Origin of the sequence: Streptomyces sp. AK08-02 (assembly GCF_033795085.1) — a bacterium.
Taxonomy (GTDB): Bacteria; Actinomycetota; Actinomycetes; order Streptomycetales; family Streptomycetaceae; genus Streptomyces; species Streptomyces echiniscabiei.
In genome coordinates this window covers 241090-257017 of sequence record NZ_JARAZV010000015.1, presented here as the reverse complement: position 1 = coordinate 257017, position 15928 = coordinate 241090, and the positions used below count along the sequence as shown (strand labels likewise).

Genomic DNA, 15928 nt, shown 5'->3' with positions numbered 1-15928 from the left:
CTCACATTCGGAAGACGCCGAAGCCGCCGCGGGCGCCCTCGTAGGGGGCGGTGTGGATCGCGGAGAGGCACAGGCCGAGGACGGTCCGGGTGTCGCGCGGGTCGATGACGCCGTCGTCGTACAGCCGCCCGGAGAGGAACATGGGCAGGGACTCGGCCTCGATCTGCTGCTCGACCATGGCCCGTAGCGCGGCGTCGCCGTCCTCGTCGTACGGCAGGCCCTTGGCGGCGGCCGACTGGCGGGCGACGATCGACAGCACGCCGGCGAGCTGCTGCGGGCCCATGACGGCCGACTTGGCGCTGGGCCAGGCGAAGAGGAAACGGGGGTCGTAGGCCCGCCCGCACATGCCGTAGTGCCCTGCGCCGTACGAGGCCCCGACGAGGACGGACAGGTGGGGAACGCGGGAGTTGGAGACCGCGTTGATCATCATCGCGCCGTGCTTGATGATGCCGCCCTGCTCGTACTCCTTGCCGACCATGTAACCGGTGGTGTTGTGGAGGAAGAGAAGCGGGATGTCACGCTGGTTGGCGAGCTGGATGAACTGGGCCGCCTTCTGCGACTCCGCGCTGAACAGCACACCCCGGGCGTTGGCGAGGATGCCGACCGGATAGCCGTGCAGCGTCGCCCAGCCGGTGACGAGGCTGGTCCCGTAGAGGGGCTTGAACTCGTCGAAGTCGGAGGCGTCGACGATACGGGCGACGACCTCGCGCGGGTCGAAGGGCACCTTCAGATCACCCGGCACGATCCCCAGCAGCTCCTCCGCGTCGTACTTGGGCGGCCGGACGTCCGCCGACCCCGGATCGGCGTACGCCTTGCGGTGGTTGAGTCGGGCGACGACCCGGCGGGCCTGGCGCAGGGCGTCGTGCTCGTCGAGGGCGAAGTAGTCGGCGAGACCCGACACGCGCGCGTGCATCTCGGCGCCGCCCAGCGACTCGTCGTCGCTCTCCTCGCCGGTGGCCATCTTGACCAGGGGCGGCCCGCCGAGGAACACCTTGGCGCGCTCCTTGACCATGATCACGTGATCGGACATACCGGGGATGTACGCCCCACCGGCGGTGGAGTTCCCGAACACGACGGCGACGGTCGGGATTCCGGCCGCCGACAACCGGGTGAGGTCGCGGAAGACGGCTCCGCCGGGGATGAAGATCTCCTTCTGGGACGGGAGATCCGCGCCACCCGACTCGACGAGACTGATGAAGGGCAGCCGGTTGGCGAGCGCGATGTCGTTGGCGCGCAGGGCCTTCTTCAGGCTCCACGGGTTGCTGGCGCCGCCGCGCACGGTCGGATCGTTGGCCGTGATCAGACACTCCACCCCCTCGACGACCCCGATCCCGGTGACGAGGGAGGCCCCCACCGCGTACTCGCTCCCCCAGGCCGCGAGCGGCGACAGCTCCAGGAAGGGCGTGTCGGGGTCGAGGAGCAGCTCGATGCGTTCACGGGCGAGGAGTTTGCCGCGGGCGTGGTGCCGGGCGACGTACTTCTCACCGCCGCCCGCGAGGGCCTTGGCGTGTTCGGCGTCGAGGGCGGTGAGTCTGCCGAGCATGGACTCCCGGTGGGACGCGTACTCCGAGGACGCGGTGTCGAGCGCGGACGCGAGGACCGTCACAGCAATGCCTCCGGTATGTCGAGATGCCGGGAGCGCAGCCACTCGCCGAGCGCCTTGGCCTGTGGATCGAAGCGGTGCTGCGCGGCGACGCCCTCGCCGAGGATGCCCTCGACGGTGAAGTTGAGGGCGCGCAGGTGCGGGAGGGTGTGGCGTACGACGGTCAACTCGGCTGTCTCCGGCAGGAGTTCACGGAACCGGGCGACGGTGAGGGTGTGGGCGAGCCAGCGCCATGCCTCGTCCGTGCGCACCCAGACGCCGACGTTGGCGTTGCCGCCCTTGTCCCCGCTGCGGGCACCGGCGAGCAGGCCGAGGGGGGCGCGGCGGGTCGGACCGGGCGGCAGAGGGTCGGGCAGGGGCGGTTTCGGCTGCTCTTCGAGTACGAGGGTCTCGTGCGGCGGGGGTACGGGGATCCGGCGCCCGTCGTCGAGTACGGCCACGTGGTCCACGGCGTCCTGAGGGACGTACTCCGCCTCGAACACCCCGTAGGGGGCGCCCTTTCCGGGGGGTGCCAGGACATGGAACCCGGGGTAGCTGGCGAGGGCGAGTTCGACGGCGGCGCCGCTGAGGGTGCGGCCCACGGCGTTCTGGTCGGGGTCGCGGACGACGAGCCGGAGCAGCGCGCTGGCGGTCTCCTCGGTGGGCGCGTCGGGGTGGTCGGTGCGAGCGAGAGTCCAACGCACCTCGGCGGGGCGGGACTTGGCCGCATACAACACGGTCTCCAGCTGATCCCGGACGAGTGCGGCCTTGTGCTCGATGTCGAGCCCGGTGAGCACGAAGGTGACCTCGTTACGGAATCCGCCGAGCCGGTTGAGGCCCACTTTGAGGGTGGGCGGGGGCGCTTCCCCCCGTACGCCGTGGATACGTACCCGGTCGGGCCCGTCCTGGGTGAGGCGGACGGTGTCGAGGCGGGCGGTGACGTCGGGGCCGGCATACCGGGCGCCCTGTGTCTCGTACAGGAGTTGAGCGGTGACCGTGCCGACGTCGACGATGCCACCGGTGCCGGGATGCTTGGTGATGACGCTGGTGCCGTCGGGGTGGATCTCGGCGAGTGGGAAGCCGGGGTGACGGAGGATGCGGGGGTCGCGGCGGACGTGCTCGGCGAAGAAGGCGTAGTTGCCGCCGGTGGCCTGCGTGCCGCACTCCAGTACATGCCCGGCGACGACGGCACCCGCGAGCTGGTCATGGTCCTCCGGCCCCCAGCCGAAGTGGGCAGCGGCGGGACCGGCGACGAGGGAGGCATCGGTGACCCGGCCGGTGACGACGACGGCCGCGCCTTCGCGCAGACAGGCGGCGATACCGAAGGCGCCCAAGTAGGCGTGTGCGGCAAGGCTGTTGGGGATGGTGGTCCCCCCGGTCGAGCGCAGTCGAGAGTGGGGGAGGGGGGTGAGGTCGTCGCCTTCGACGTGGGCGACGCGGACGGGGATGCCGAGCCGGTCGGCCAGTTTCCGGACGTTCTCCGCGAGGCCCGCCGGGTTGAGACCACCGGCGTTGGCGACGATCCGCACGCCACGCTCATGGGCGAGCCCGAGGCACTCCTCCAACTGCCGCAGGAAGGTGCGGGCGTACCCGGCCGACGGGTCCTTCGGGTCCTTGAGGCGGTCGCGGCCCAGGATGAGCATGGTCAGCTCGGCGAGGTAGTCACCGGTGAGGACGTCGAGTTGACCGCCGGTGAGCATCTCGCGCATGGCGTCGAACCGGTCGCCGTAGAAGCCGGAGGCGTTGCCTATGCGCAGCGGGGCTCCGGGGACGGTCACTTTGCGTCCCCCTCCGGTGCGCGTCCGCTGCCCGGCGGTCCCGCGAAGGCCTGGGCGATGTCGAGCCACCGGTCGGCGTCGGCGCCTTCGGCGTGCAGGGCGAGGTCGGCGCGGTGGGCGCGCTGGGTGACGAGGAGGCAGAAGTCGAGGGCGGGGCCGGTGACCCGGCCGACCGCGTACTTCGGGTACTCCGGACCGTACGTCCACAACTCGCCTGAGGGTCCGACGAGTTCCACACGGAACTCGTCGTACGGCGGTTCCGCTCCGTGCACACCGAACGCGAAGTCGCGGGTGCGGACACCGAGTCGGGCGATGTGCCGGAGCCGGGCGGTGGGGGCGATCCGGGGCACACCCAGCGCGTCGGCCACGTCCAGGCCGTGGGCCCAGGTCTCCATCAGCCGGGCGGTCGCCATGGAGGCGGCGGACATCGGCGGCCCGTACCAGGGGAACCGCGCCCCGTCGGGTGCCGCGCGCAGGGCGTCCGCCAGGGCCTCGCGCCCGGCCCGCCAGTCCGCGAGCAACCGCGCGGGCGGCTTCCTCGCCCACTCCTCGGCGCCGTTGTCCACGAAGTCCCCCGGCGAGGTCAGGGCGATCTCCACCTCACGGTCGAAGGCGGCCCGGTCGGTCAGGGCCAGCACGGAGGAGTGGTCGGTCCAGGCGAGGTGCGCGATCTGGTGGGCGACGGTCCAGGTGGGGGCGGGGGTGTCGAGGGCCCACTGCTCGGCACTCAACTCGGCTACCAGTTCGTCGAGTTGGGCACCCTCCTGACACAGATCGTCGATGACGGCCGAGAGGTCGGACACGAGGCGCTTCCTTTCGGGCACGACGGCGTGCCGGGCGTTGCGGCGTGGGGCGGCGTGGAGCGATCCGTTCCCGAAGGATGGCAGCGCCACAAGAAACAATCAAGCGTGCTTGCATTGAGTGAGGATCGAGTGAGCCTTGACTGAGGATCGCGGACGAAATTCGAATGCGTCGCGATCGCAACCCGCAGTACGGTCCTCAGGTGACTGCCTCAGATGCCGGAACAGACCAGGGCCGAGCCGCAGACGACGATCAGGACGAAGACGGCTACTTCGGAGAAGCCGTGGCCGAGAAGTACGACGACCCGTCCTCCCACATGTTCACGGCCGCCGCCATTGAACCGGCGGCCGACTTCCTGGCCGGGCTGGCCGGGTTGGCCGGTGAAGGCCGGGCCCTCGAACTCGCCGTCGGGACGGGACGTATCGCGTTGCCGTTGGCGCGGCGCGGGGTCGATGTGCACGGTATCGACATGTCCCGGGCGATGGTGTCCCGGCTGCGGGCCAAGCCGGGCGGGGACACGATCGGGGTGACGATCGGGGACTTCTCGACCGCTCGGGCCGCCACGACGGAAGGGGACTTCTCCGTCGCCTACCTCGTCTACAACACGATCATGAACCTGACCTCACAGGAGGCACAGGTCGCTTGCTTCCGCAACGTCGCGGCGCAGTTGGCGCCGGGCGGGACCTTCGTCATCGAGGTGAGCGTCCCTCGGCTGCGCAGCCTGCCGCCCGGCCAGAACGTCGTACCGTTCCACACGAGCCCCACACGCTGGGCCTTCGACGTGTACGACACCGCGACCCAGGCGACCAGCTCGAACTACGTCGAGGTGGTGGACGGACGCGGGTCCTACCGCTCCATCCCCTTCCGCTACGTGTGGACGTCCGAGCTCGACCTGATGGCCCAGCTGGCCGGGATGCGGCTGCGCGAACGGTGGGAGGGGTGGACCCGGGAACCGTTCACGAGCGAGAGCACGAAACATGTGTCGGTGTGGGAGAAGCCGGCCCTCGGTTAGGTTGCCGCCTCGGGCTCGGGCCACCCAGCCCACTCAGGCCTCCAACTCCAACGGCTTCTTGACCGCAGGAGGTTCGGCCACCTCGTCGATGACGGCGACCGGAGTCCTGCTCCGGCCCACCTGCGTCCGTACCGCCCCCATGCTCGCCACGATGACGAGGGAGATCGCGAGCGCCTCGGGGACGGAGAGGGCCTGGTGCAGGATCAGGAACCCGGCGGTCGCGGCGACGGCGGGCTCCAGGCTCATCAGGACCGCGAAGGTGGAGGCGGGCAGGCGCCTCAGGGCGAGTAGCTCAAGCGTGTACGGCAGGACGGAGGACAGGACACCCACCCCCGCGCCCAGCGCCACGGTCGTCGGGTCGATCAGCCTGCTCCCCGACTCCACGATCCCCAACGGCAGAAACGCCACCGCGGCCACCACCATGGCGAGCGCCAGTCCGTCGGCCTGCGGGAAGCGTCGACCCGTACGGGAACTCAGGACGATGTACACCGCCCACATGACGCCGGCGCCGAGCGCGAAGGCGACCCCTACGGGATCAAGGGTGTCGAAACTGCCGCCGCCGAGCAGAAAGACCCCGGCGAGAGCGAGACCGGCCCAGGCGAGATTGAGAGCGCGCCGGGAGGCGATGACGGACAGCACGAGCGGCCCGAGCACTTCCAGGGTGACGGCGGGCCCGAGCGGGATGCGCCCGATGGCCTGGTAGAACAGCCCGTTCATGGCGGCCATGGTCACACCGAACAGGACGACCACTCCCCAGTCGCCCCGCGAGTACCCGCGTACCTTGGGCCGGCACACCACCAGCATGATCAGGGCGGCGGCCACCAGCCTCAGCGTCACGATCCCGAAGGCCCCGGCCCTCGGCAGCAACGTCACGGCGAGCGCCCCGCCGAACTGCACGGATATCCCCCCGGACAGCACAAGCCCTACGGCGCCCAGGGTCCCCCACCCCTTGCGCGACCCCCGGTGCCGCCCCCGAGAGCCCCCGGAGGTGGGAACGACAAGGGCGGGCAGATTGGCGGAGGGCGACACGGCATCCTCCACGCCTGCGGGCACGACCGGTCCGGCCACGACGGCCCACGCGGGCAGACGCTCAGCACTGGTCATCTTTACAGGGCCTTCCCATGATCTACCCGCGATCTCCGTACAATGCGATGGACTTTAACGTCCAGAGTAATGGACTGGGAAGGGCATGCAAACCTTCGCACGTCCGACGCGCCCCGGCCTGCGCTCCGGCGCCGAGGCAGGATCGCGATGGACATCGACAGACTTCTGAACTAGTTTTGAAGTCATGACCACGATGCCCATAGAAGCGAACTTTTCGGAACTGATCCAAAAGCCCAAGGACACGGTCGCCCGTATGCAGGGCAGTGCCCACCGAGGCATCCGCCTGCACCGCCGCGACGACGAGGACCTGTACCTCACCACTGCGGCCAGGGCGGACGAGGCCGTGCAGGTCGTCGACTCCACCACACGGATCTTCGTCGCCATGATGAAGAGCGGCCCGCAGGCGACCAAGATCCTCACGCACGTCTTTCCCGAGGCGTTCCCGTGGGTGCGGTTCCTGCCCGAAGCGGCCGTCCGTGAGTTCCTCGTCGAGTTCGTCGAGACAGCGCGGGCAGCCGTGGACCTCGACAACCTGAACCTGCTCTCCCCCGTCATCGCCGCGTGGAAGTCCACCGCACTCATTCACGCCGACAAAGACCTGCACCGCGAGCTCACCACCCCGGCGAGTGAAGACCTCGGCCCGGTCGAGCCGCCGAAGGCCCCTTCCGAGTGAGCCCGAAGAAAGGAGATCCGGTCGCACCGCGACCGGGGAGGAACGAGTACGACGTCCGCTACGGGGAGACCGTGACGGTCGAAGGATGGCGGGAGGTGGGCAACAAGCTTCGGGAAACACGCATGGCACCCCGCTCATACCTCGTCGCCTTCCAGCCCCTCCGCCAGCACCTCCGCCAGATGCCGCCCCCGCACCCCCGCCAGTTGCTGGAGCTGCGTCCGGCAGGAGAAGCCGTCCGCCAGCGCCACCGCCCCCTCGCCCGCCTCCCGTACCGCCGGCAGCAGCTGCTCCTCCGCGCAGGCCTTCGACACCTCGTAGTGGCCCTTCTCGAAGCCGAAGTTGCCGGCCAGGCCGCAGCAGCCGCCCGCCAGTTCACCCGTCATGCCCGCTGCCTCGCGCAGGCGGCGGTCCGCCGCGTCGCCCAGTACCGCGTGCTGGTGGCAGTGGGTCTGGCCCGTCACCGGGCGGTCGATGCGGGGCGGGGCCCAGTCGGGGGCGTGGTGTTCCAGGGTCTCCGCGAAGGTGAGGACCGCGTCCGCGAGGCGCCGCGCGCGTGGGTCTTCGTGCAGGAGGTCCGGGAGGTCGGTGCGGAGTGCTGCCGCGCAGCTCGGTTCCAGGACCACCACCGGGGTACCCGCGTCCAGGGCCGGTTCCATGATGTCGAGCGTTCGGCGCAACACCGCGCGCGCCCGGTCCAGTTGGCCGGTCGAGACGTACGTCAGTCCGCAGCAGACACGAGTACGCGCGGGCGGCGGCAGCGTCACCTCCAGGCCCGCCGCCTCCAGTACCCGTACGGCCGCCTGTCCCACCACCGGGGTCAAGTGCTCGGTGAACGTGTCGGGCCAGAGGACGACCGACCGCCGACGCCCGCCACTGTCACGCGCGGCCCCTCGCCTCCCCCACCACCGGCTGAACGTCTCCCCCGCCACCGTCGGGAGCTCCCGCTCGGGCGCGATTCCGCCGAGCCGTTTCGCCGCCGCCGCCAACACCCGTACCGAGGCGAGGGAGTTGAGCACGCGTGCCGTGCGCGTACGGGCGACAGCCCCCAGCCACTCCGGCAGCCGGCCCATCGCATAGTGGGCCGCCGGGCGCAGACGGCCTGCCCAGTGGTGGTGGAGGAACTCCGCCTTGTACGTGGCCATGTCGACCTCGACCGGGCAGTCCGAGCGGCAGCCCTTGCAGGAGAGGCACAGATCGAGTGCCTCGCGGACCTCCTCCGAGCGCCAGCCGTCCGTGATCACCTCGCCCGCGAGCATCTCGTGCAGCAGCCGGGCCCGCCCCCGGGTGGAGTGCGCCTCCTCGCCCGTCACCCGGAAGGACGGGCACATCACGTCCGAGCCCCCTGAGACCCCCTTGCCGATCGCCGCCGGCGTACGGCACTTCGCCACGCCCACGCATCTGCTGACCGCCGCCGAGAAGTTCCCGCCGTCCGCCGGGTAGCCGAAGGCCACGTCCACCGGCTCGCGGGGGAGGACCGCGAAGCGGAGGTTCTCGTCCAGGCGGGCGGGGCGGACCAGCATGCCGGGGTTCAGGAGGTCGTCCGGGTCCCAGAGGGCCTTCGTGCGCTCGAAGAGGGCGATCACCTCGGGGCCGTACATCTTCGGGAGCAGTTCCGCGCGGGCCTGGCCGTCGCCGTGTTCGCCGGACAGGGAACCGCCGTGGGACACCACCAGCTCCGCCAGGTCCTCCGAGAAGCGGCGGAAGCGGGCCACACCCGGCGCGGTCAGGAGGTCGAAGTCGATGCGTACGTGGATGCAGCCGTCGCCGAAGTGGCCGTACGGCGTGCCGCGCAGGCCATGGTCCGCGAGGAGCCGTCTGAAGTCCCGCAGGTAGGCGCCCAGTCGGAGCGGGGGTACCGCGCAGTCCTCCCAGCCGGGCCAGGCCTCCGTGCCGTCCGGCATCCTCGTCGCCGTGCCGCTCGCGTCCTCCCGGATGCGCCACAGGGCGCGTTGGCCGGCCGGGTCGGACACCACGAGGGCGTCCGCGACGTCCGCCGCGCGCACGATCGTGTCCGCACGCGCGCGTGCCTCCGCCGGGTTCGCGCCGCCCGTCTCCACGAACAGCCAGGCGCCGCCCCTGGGCAGTTCGGTGGGGGTGCGGACCAGGTCGGCGGCCATGCCCTCGACCGTCAGCGGACCGTACGGCAGCAGGCCCGCCGCCGCGTCCGCCGCCCCGCTCTCGTCCGCGTACGCCAGCACGGCCAGCGCACGCGCGCGTGGGGCCTCGACCAGACGGACGACCGCCTCCGTGACGATGCCCAGGGTGCCTTCCGAGCCGCAGAACGAGCGGGCGACGTCCGCGCCCTTCTCGGGGAGCAGTGCGTCCAGCGCGTACCCCGAGATACGGCGCGGGATGTTCGGGAAGCCCGTACGCAGGCGGGCCAACTCGCCCTCCGCCAGCTGTCGCAGCCCCTCGGGGGCGCCCGACCAGCCCTGTCCCAGGCGGAGGCGGTCGCCGCGCGCGCGGATCACCGTCAGCTCGCGGACGCTGTCCGCGGTCGTGCCCCAGGCGACGGAGTGCGGGCCGCAGGAGTTGTTGCCGATCATGCCGCCGAGCGTGCAGCGGCCGTGGGTCGACGGGTCGGGGCCGAAACGCAGGCCGTGCGGGGCGGCGGCCTCCTGAAGACGGTCGAGAACCAGCCCTGGCTGAACAACAGCGGTCCGTTCCTCGTGGTTGAGGGAGAGGAGGTGGCGCATATGCCGCGTGAAGTCCAGAACGACCCCCGTGCCCGTCGCCTGGCCGGCGATCGACGTGCCCCCGCCGCGCGCCACGACCGGCACCCCGTGCGCTCGGCAGACGGCGAGGGCCGCCGCCACGTCGTCCGCGTCGCGCGGGGCGACCACGCCCAGCGGGACCCGTCGGTAGTTCGACGCGTCCATGGTGGTCAGCGCCCGGGACATGGCGTCGAATCCGACCTCGCCCCGGACGGCCTTCCGCAGTTCCGCCTCCAGCGGCCGAAGATCCGTCATGACCCCAGCATGCATCCGACCACTGACAGTGACCGTCCGAGCGCCCGGCGAAACGTGGACGGTTTGTGGGGACCGAGCCGAAACACCTCAAATTCGCTCACTAACTCCCCTATAGTTACGGCGAGTTGAGCACCATCCGTCACAACTCGCTCACAAACCGATTGCACAGGCACCCCGCAGGGCCCCTTGGCCCAGGCAGCAGCACCGAGGACGCAGCCGAGCACACCGCCGAGGAACCGACCGAGGAACCGACCGAGGACCGCTTCATGACCGCGCCCCGCCAGCCAGGCGAACGCCCCGCCTACCGTGCGCTCCTGCCCGCCCCGCTGCTCACCGCCGTACTCGCCGCGCTCGCGGTGGCCGGCGCGGTCTCCCGGGCGTCGAACGAGGCGCGCGTCCCGCTCGCGCTGGGCGGAGCAGGCGCCACGCTGCTGCTGTGCGTGGCGGTCACCGTGGCCGCCCACGGCCTGCGGTCCGCCCGTCTGGCGCGGCGTCGGCTCACGGCCGTCAGCGACGACGCCGGGCGTCTGCTGCACGACCGCGCGCGGCTCTCCGAGGAGCTGAACCAGGTACGGGCCGGGCTGACCGCCGATCTGGAACGGGAACGCGCGCGCGTGTCCGCCGACCTCGTCCGCGAACGCGTCCGCCTCCACGAGGCCTCGGCCCAGGAGTTCACCCGCCTCCAGCAGGCGAAGGCCCACGAGCTCACCCTGCTCACCGAGGACATCGCCCGCCTGACCGAAGAGCTGCGCCGGGCCAACCAGGAGCGGGCGGCGGCCCTCGCGGCCACCGCCAACGCGGCCGGGCGGATGCAGGCGCTGGCCACGAGCACCCTCGCCGACCTGCGTGCCATGGAGGACCGGCACACCGACGAGGACGTCGTCGCCGACCTCCTCCACCTCGACCACCGCACCGCCCAGGCGGGCCGCCTCGCCGACTCCGTCGCCGTCCTCTCGGGCGCCCGTTCGGGCCGCCGCTGGGCCCGCCCGATCGTCATGGAGTCGATCCTGCGCGGCGCCATGGGCCGCATCAGCGGGTACCAGCGCGTGCGCGTGCACTCCGCCAGCACCGCCGCCGTCGCCGGACACGCCGCCGAAGGCGTCATGCACGCGCTGGCCGAACTCCTCGACAACGCCGCGAACTTCTCGCCGCCGACCGCAGAGGTCCATGTGTACGTCGAGGAGGTCCCCGCCGGGATCATCGTCTCCGTGGAGGACAGCGGCCTGGCCATGAGCGACGTGCAGCTGCGCCGCGCCGAACGGGCAGTCTCCGGGGAGGACGGGAGCAACGACGCCAAGGGCGGCGGACGGAACGCCGACGGCATCGGGCTCGGCGGCCTCACCGGCACCCGCCTGGGCCTCTCGGTCGTCGGCAGGCTGGCCCGCAAGTACGGCCTCAGGGTCTCCTTCCGCCCGTCCGCGCGCGGGGGCACCGGCGTCCTGGTGCTCATCCCGCAGGACATCCTGGCCGGGGACGCGGTCGCGGCCCCGCCGCTGCCGACGACGCCGACGACACCGCCGCCAACGCGAGTGACATCGCCCGTACCGGAGGCACCCGCGGCCCCCGCACCCACTCCCGGCGAACCCTGGGAAGCCCGTTCCGAGGACGAGGAACAGGGACAAGGGCAGGAACAGTGGCAGGGACAGGGACGACACCCGGCGGTGTCGTACGCGGAGGAGGGCCACGCGGAATGGCCGTACCCCGAGGAGCCCTACGCGGACAGGCCTTCCACACAGGGACCGTACGCGGAACAGCCCCGGCCCAGACCCCAGGAGCCCTACGCGGAGCAGGCGTACACGGAACAGACGTACGCGGACCCCTCGTACACAGCCGCCCGCGCCGCCGTCAGCGACCTGGACCCGGACCCCGTACCGACGCACCAGTCCCCCGACCACGCCCCGGAGCACCCCGAGCAGCCGGAGAGCCTCACCGCGGAGGTGGCCTCCGACGGGCTGCCGCAGCGGCGCCGGGGACGTACGCTCGCCGCCGCCGAACGCGCCCGGGGAGCCGAACCGGCCGACGAGTCGAGGTTCTCCATCCCTCTCGCACCGCCCGACCCGGACGACACGCGCGAGCGTGTGGCCCGCTTCGGGACTTTCCGGCAGGCCGTGCGCGGCACCGTGCCCGATCAGGCGGCCCTCCAGGGCAGCACCAGCCCGGAGCCACCGCCCGCGCCCTCCGCGGCCCCCGCGCAGGCCCCCTCGACCTCGGCTGAAGCCGCCCCCGTACCGCCCGCCACCTCACCCCCCACCACCTCCCACCCGGAAGGCGACCCCACCCCATGACCGGCACTGGCCTCGGCCCCGGACCGACGACCGCCGACGAGAAGCTGACCTGGCTCATCGAGGGCCTCCTGGAGCGCACCCCGGGTGCCCGGCACGCGCTCGTGCTGTCCCGGGACGGCCTGAAACTGTGCCGTACGCCGGAACTGTCCGTCGACCAGGCGGACCAGCTCGCCGCGATCGCCGCCGGTATCCAGTCCCTGTCGCACGGCGCGTCCGTGGAGTTCGGGGACGGCAGCGGAGGTGTGCGTACCGCGATGACGGAGTTCTACGGCGGGGTGCTGTTCATCGTCGAGGCGGGCCAGGGCGCGCACCTGGCCGTCGTCACCACCGAGGACGCGGACACCGGGCTCGTCGGCCACAACATGAGCGAACTCGTCGAACAGCTCGGGGAACACCTGCGCGCCCAGCCCCGGACGACTCGGCGCCAAACGACTCAGCCGCGTACGGCATGAATGGTCCGGGGGGACAAGCCGGGAACCGTCCGGGAAGGGACGATTCTCCGGACCGGCTCTACACACTCACCGGAGGCCGCAGCCGCTCCGCACCCGACAACCCGTTCGACCTGGTGACGCTGGTGGTCGCCGAGTCCGGTCCGGTGCCGGGGATGCAGTCCGAGCACGCCGCGATCCTGCGGCTCGCCGAGCGTCCCACGGCAGTGGTGGAGGTCGCCGCCGTGCTGCGGCTGCCGGTGGGCATCACCAGGGTCCTGCTCGCCGACCTCCTGGCCGCGGGCCGTGTCAGCGCCCGCCATCCGCGCCGGACCGCCATCACCGATCCCGACATCCTGGAGCAGGTGCTCGTTGGACTCCGCAACCTCTGACCGCGCGGACGACCGCGCGGAAGCCGACCCACGGCCGCCCCTGCGTGCCTCCGCCGACAACGGGCTGAAGATCGTGATCGTCGGCGGCTTCGGCGTCGGCAAGACGACGCTCGTCCGGTCGGTCAGCGAGATACGGCCCCTCAGCACCGAGGAGACGATGACGCTGGCCGGCGAGAGCGTCGACGACGTCAGCGCGGTGCGCGACAAGAAGGCCACGACCGTCGCCTTCGACTTCGGCCGCATCACGCTCGACGCCCACAACGTGCTGTACCTGTTCGGGGCGCCGGGCCAGGAACGCTTCTGGTTCCTCTGGGACCGGCTGTTCGCCGGCGCTCTCGGCGCGGTCGTCCTCGTCGACACCCGCCGCCTCGACGACTCCTGGTACGCGATCGACCGCCTCGAACAGCACGGCACCCCGTTCGTCGTGGCCCGAAACGACTTCGGCGGCCAGGACTTCGCCCCGCAGGCCATCCGCGACGCGCTCGACCTCGACCCCGACGTACCGCTCGTACACTGCGACGCGCGCGCCCGGAATTCGAGCAAGCGGGTGCTGATCGCACTCGTGGAACACGCGAGACACCGCTACCGGCGGGCGCAGTCACAGTCAGCCACTGCACATACACACGATGGCCAAGTGCCCGCACACCACAAGGAGTTGCCCCGGTGACCGCCGCCCCCATCCTCCTCAACGGCCACCGGCTGCGGACCGAACCCGACCGGGTGTACCGGGAGATGAGGCGCGACCACGGTCCGGTGACACCGGTGCTGCTCGACGGGGACGTACCCGCGTGGCTGGTGCTCGGCTACCGCGAACTGCATCAAGTCACCGGCGACTCCGTGCTGTTCAGCCGGGACTCGGAGTTGTGGAACCAGTGGGAGAGGATCCCCGCCGACTGGCCGCACCTGCCGATGATCGGCCGTGGCCAGCCCTCGATCCTCTACACCGTCGGCGAACGCCACCGCCGGCGCGCCGCGATGATCGGCAGTGCGCTGGAGGAAACCGACCCGGTCGAACTGCGGTCGTACGCCGAGAAGTTCGCGGACGAGCTGATCGACGCGATCTGCGCCCGGGGCGAGGCGGACCTCGTCCAGGAGTACGCGATGCTGCTGCCAGTGCGCGTCCTTGCCCGTCTGTTCGGTTTCGCCGACGAGGACGGGCCGGCCCTGGTCTCCGCGGCGCTCGCCATGACCGGCGGCCTGGAGACGGGCATGGCGGGCCAGCAGCACCTGATCGCGTCGATGGGCCGACTGCTGACCGCCCGCAAGCTGCGCCCCTCGGACGACGTGGTCTCCCGGATGCTTGCGAACCCGTACGGCTTCACGGACGAGGAGGTGACCCACGACCTGATGATCATGATCGCGGCGGGAAACGACCCGACCGCCGACTGGATGGGCAACTCGCTGCGTCTGATGCTCACGGACGAGCGGTTCGCGGCCTCCCTCTTCGGCGGTCGCAGCAGTGTCGCCGAGGCGATGAACGAGGTGCTGTGGGAGGACGCGCCCGTGCAGACCATGCCGGGCCGCTGGGCGTCCCGCGACACCCGCCTGGGCGGGCGGCACATCCGTACGGGCGACCTGCTGCTCCTCGGTCTGCAGGGCGCCAACTCCGACCCCCAGGTCCGTACCGACGGCTCCGCCCTCACCGGCGGCAACAACGCCCACTTCTCCTTCGGCCACGGGGAACACCGCTGCCCGTTCCCGGCGCAGGAGATCGCGGAGGTCATCGCGAGGACAGGCATCGAGGTCATCCTGGACCGCCTCCCCGACATCGACCTGGCCGTCCCGGCGGAGACCCTGACGCGCCGCTCGTCCCCATGGCTGCGGGGGCTGGTGGAACTCCCGGTGCGCTTCACTCCTACGCCGGCACTGGGCGTCGTACCGACGTGATTCCTGCCGCGGAAGGGCTCAGGGGCGTGCGCCGGGTTTGTCCACGACGCCCCAGGCGGCCCGTGCGGTGATGTACGCGGCGTCCTGGCTCCCATCCAGTCCGGTGTCCAAGGCCTCGCCCAGGTAGGCGTACGTCTCGGTGTCGAAGAAGAGCTCCTGCTTGCCCAGGTAGCCGGAGGCGGTGAGTTTTGTGTAGGTCACGGTGACCCCGATGGCCGGGCGCCCGATCGGGTCCTTGACGCCCTTCTCCACTCGTGCGCCGGGGATCCTCGCGAGGGCCCGGAACAGGCCCGCCCGGACGTTCGGCGGAATGAGGACGGAGCGGTAGAGGACGTCGATCTCCCGCCAGTCGCGTTCCGCCCGGGCCTCCCCCTGGAGGTCACCGATACCGGCCTCCTCGCGGATGCGCTTCATCATGCGGCCGGGGTCACTGGGGAGGGTGGCGAGGAAGCGGTAGAACTGCCGCTGGGACCGGTCGTCGTAGCCCTCCCGCTTCCACTTCTCCTCCTGGTTGGGGTAGTACCAGACCTGCAGTTTGTCCGGGTCGAAGACGCCATCGCGCGGGAATCCGGGCAGGCGAGCGCTGCCGGTGCCGTCCCAGCGGGTCCACTGCTCGCTCGTCTGGGGCCCGCCGTGGCCGAAGGTGGTGTTCTTCTCGTAGACCCACTGTTTCGGTCCGGGCTCGTTCTCGCCGAGCTTCTCCACGGTGACCGCGGCCAGTTCGAGGGTGTCGGCGGAAGCCTGGGCGGAGAGCAGTCCGGTGGCGGGGGTGGCGGTACGGCTGCTCTCGCCGGCCAGGGACGCGACGGCGCCCCCGGTGACGCCGACCCCGGCGACCACCGCGGCAGCCACGAGGACGAGCCGGCGCCGGGGAAGGGCAAGAGGCGTACCCACGGCCGCGTTCCCGGCTCCGTCGGCCTCCCCCTGAAGTGCGGTCATCAGCAACTCCCTTTGTGGCGCGAGGTGTTCAGGGGTGGGCAGGGGAGCATCGGAACGCATCTCACGCAGTGCGGACAC

General features: G+C 71.4%; 13 protein-coding genes. 7 read left to right on the top strand and 6 right to left on the bottom strand.

The features are described from left to right. Position 1 precedes the first annotated feature (1 nt). The 3 genes from PV734_RS30680 to PV734_RS30670 are packed head-to-tail and all read right to left on the bottom strand — an operon-like array spanning position 2 to position 4163. Positions 2-1606 (bottom strand): acyl-CoA carboxylase subunit beta, encoded by a 1605-nt coding sequence (locus PV734_RS30680; protein ID WP_319095439.1) that lies wholly within the window; start codon positions 1604-1606, stop codon positions 2-4. Next, entirely contained in the window at positions 1603-3360 is a 1758-nt protein-coding gene (locus tag PV734_RS30675; protein WP_319292912.1) for an acyclic terpene utilization AtuA family protein, read from the bottom strand. Before PV734_RS30675 ends, PV734_RS30680 begins: the two co-directional genes overlap by 4 nt. Further along, positions 3357-4163: a TIGR03084 family metal-binding protein gene (locus PV734_RS30670; protein ID WP_319292910.1), complete on the bottom strand. Its 807-nt coding sequence runs from the start codon at positions 4161-4163 to the stop codon at positions 3357-3359. Before PV734_RS30670 ends, PV734_RS30675 begins: the two co-directional genes overlap by 4 nt. Before the next feature lie 200 nt (positions 4164-4363). Between PV734_RS30670 and PV734_RS30665 the strand changes: the two genes are divergently transcribed. Continuing rightward, a complete protein-coding gene (locus PV734_RS30665; RefSeq protein WP_319292908.1) occupies positions 4364-5173 on the top strand; it encodes a class I SAM-dependent methyltransferase in 810 nt (269 codons plus the stop codon). Between the two features lie 33 nt (positions 5174-5206). Here the strand turns inward: PV734_RS30665 and PV734_RS30660 are convergent, their stop codons facing one another. Beyond that, positions 5207-6277: an EamA family transporter gene (locus PV734_RS30660; protein WP_319095443.1), complete on the bottom strand. Its 1071-nt coding sequence runs from the start codon at positions 6275-6277 to the stop codon at positions 5207-5209. Positions 6278-6461: 184 nt separating this feature from the next. Here PV734_RS30660 and PV734_RS30655 point away from each other — a divergent pair, with 184 nt between their 5' ends. Continuing rightward, a complete protein-coding gene (locus PV734_RS30655; RefSeq protein WP_319095444.1) occupies positions 6462-6950 on the top strand; it encodes a hypothetical protein in 489 nt (162 codons plus the stop codon). A 134-nt stretch (positions 6951-7084) separates the two neighbouring features. On the opposite strand, the gene PV734_RS30650 is transcribed toward PV734_RS30655, so the two are convergent. Further along, complete coding sequence (locus tag PV734_RS30650) at positions 7085-9919, bottom strand: FAD-binding and (Fe-S)-binding domain-containing protein (RefSeq protein ID WP_319292906.1); 2835 nt, start codon at positions 9917-9919, stop codon at positions 7085-7087. 266 nt (positions 9920-10185) lie between these two features. On the opposite strand from PV734_RS30650, the gene PV734_RS30645 reads away from it, so the two are divergent. From PV734_RS30645 to PV734_RS30625, 5 genes are read left to right on the top strand one after another with little or no spacing between them, the layout of a single operon-like run. Beyond that, positions 10186-12204 carry a sensor histidine kinase gene (locus PV734_RS30645; RefSeq protein WP_319292903.1) on the top strand — a complete coding sequence of 673 codons (2019 nt, stop codon included), beginning with the start codon at positions 10186-10188 and terminating at the stop codon, positions 12202-12204. Continuing rightward, positions 12201-12656 carry a roadblock/LC7 domain-containing protein gene (locus tag PV734_RS30640; RefSeq protein ID WP_319095447.1) on the top strand — a complete coding sequence of 152 codons (456 nt, stop codon included), beginning with the start codon at positions 12201-12203 and terminating at the stop codon, positions 12654-12656. The genes PV734_RS30645 and PV734_RS30640 overlap by 4 nt, the downstream gene beginning before the upstream one ends. After that, positions 12653-13024, top strand: coding sequence for a DUF742 domain-containing protein (locus PV734_RS30635; RefSeq protein ID WP_319095448.1), 372 nt, complete (start codon positions 12653-12655; stop codon positions 13022-13024). The genes PV734_RS30640 and PV734_RS30635 overlap by 4 nt, the downstream gene beginning before the upstream one ends. Beyond that, the gene (locus PV734_RS30630; protein WP_319095449.1) at positions 13005-13691 is read left to right on the top strand and encodes an ATP/GTP-binding protein; all 687 of its coding nucleotides are present in this window, start codon (positions 13005-13007) and stop codon (positions 13689-13691) included. The genes PV734_RS30635 and PV734_RS30630 overlap by 20 nt, the downstream gene beginning before the upstream one ends. Continuing rightward, positions 13688-14911, top strand: coding sequence for a cytochrome P450 (locus PV734_RS30625; protein ID WP_319095450.1), 1224 nt, complete (start codon positions 13688-13690; stop codon positions 14909-14911). The genes PV734_RS30630 and PV734_RS30625 overlap by 4 nt, the downstream gene beginning before the upstream one ends. A gap of 18 nt (positions 14912-14929) precedes the next feature. On the opposite strand, the gene PV734_RS30620 is transcribed toward PV734_RS30625, so the two are convergent. After that, a complete protein-coding gene (locus PV734_RS30620; RefSeq protein WP_319292982.1) occupies positions 14930-15910 on the bottom strand; it encodes a CU044_5270 family protein in 981 nt (326 codons plus the stop codon). Positions 15911-15928: the final 18 nt, after the last annotated feature.

What these genes read in the sequence shown, in the direction of transcription:
- PV734_RS30635 (WP_319095448.1), top strand. Translation starts at nt 12,653, where the DNA reads ATGAATGGTCCGGGGGGACAAGCCGGGAACCGTCCGGGAAGGGACGAT.
- PV734_RS30620 (WP_319292982.1), bottom strand. Translation starts at nt 15,910, where the DNA reads ATGCGTTCCGATGCTCCCCTGCCCACCCCTGAACACCTCGCGCCACAA.
- PV734_RS30650 (WP_319292906.1), bottom strand. Translation starts at nt 9,919, where the DNA reads ATGACGGATCTTCGGCCGCTGGAGGCGGAACTGCGGAAGGCCGTCCGG.
- PV734_RS30660 (WP_319095443.1), bottom strand. Translation starts at nt 6,277, where the DNA reads ATGACCAGTGCTGAGCGTCTGCCCGCGTGGGCCGTCGTGGCCGGACCG.
- PV734_RS30645 (WP_319292903.1), top strand. Translation starts at nt 10,186, where the DNA reads ATGACCGCGCCCCGCCAGCCAGGCGAACGCCCCGCCTACCGTGCGCTC.
- PV734_RS30655 (WP_319095444.1), top strand. Translation starts at nt 6,462, where the DNA reads ATGACCACGATGCCCATAGAAGCGAACTTTTCGGAACTGATCCAAAAG.
- PV734_RS30640 (WP_319095447.1), top strand. Translation starts at nt 12,201, where the DNA reads ATGACCGGCACTGGCCTCGGCCCCGGACCGACGACCGCCGACGAGAAG.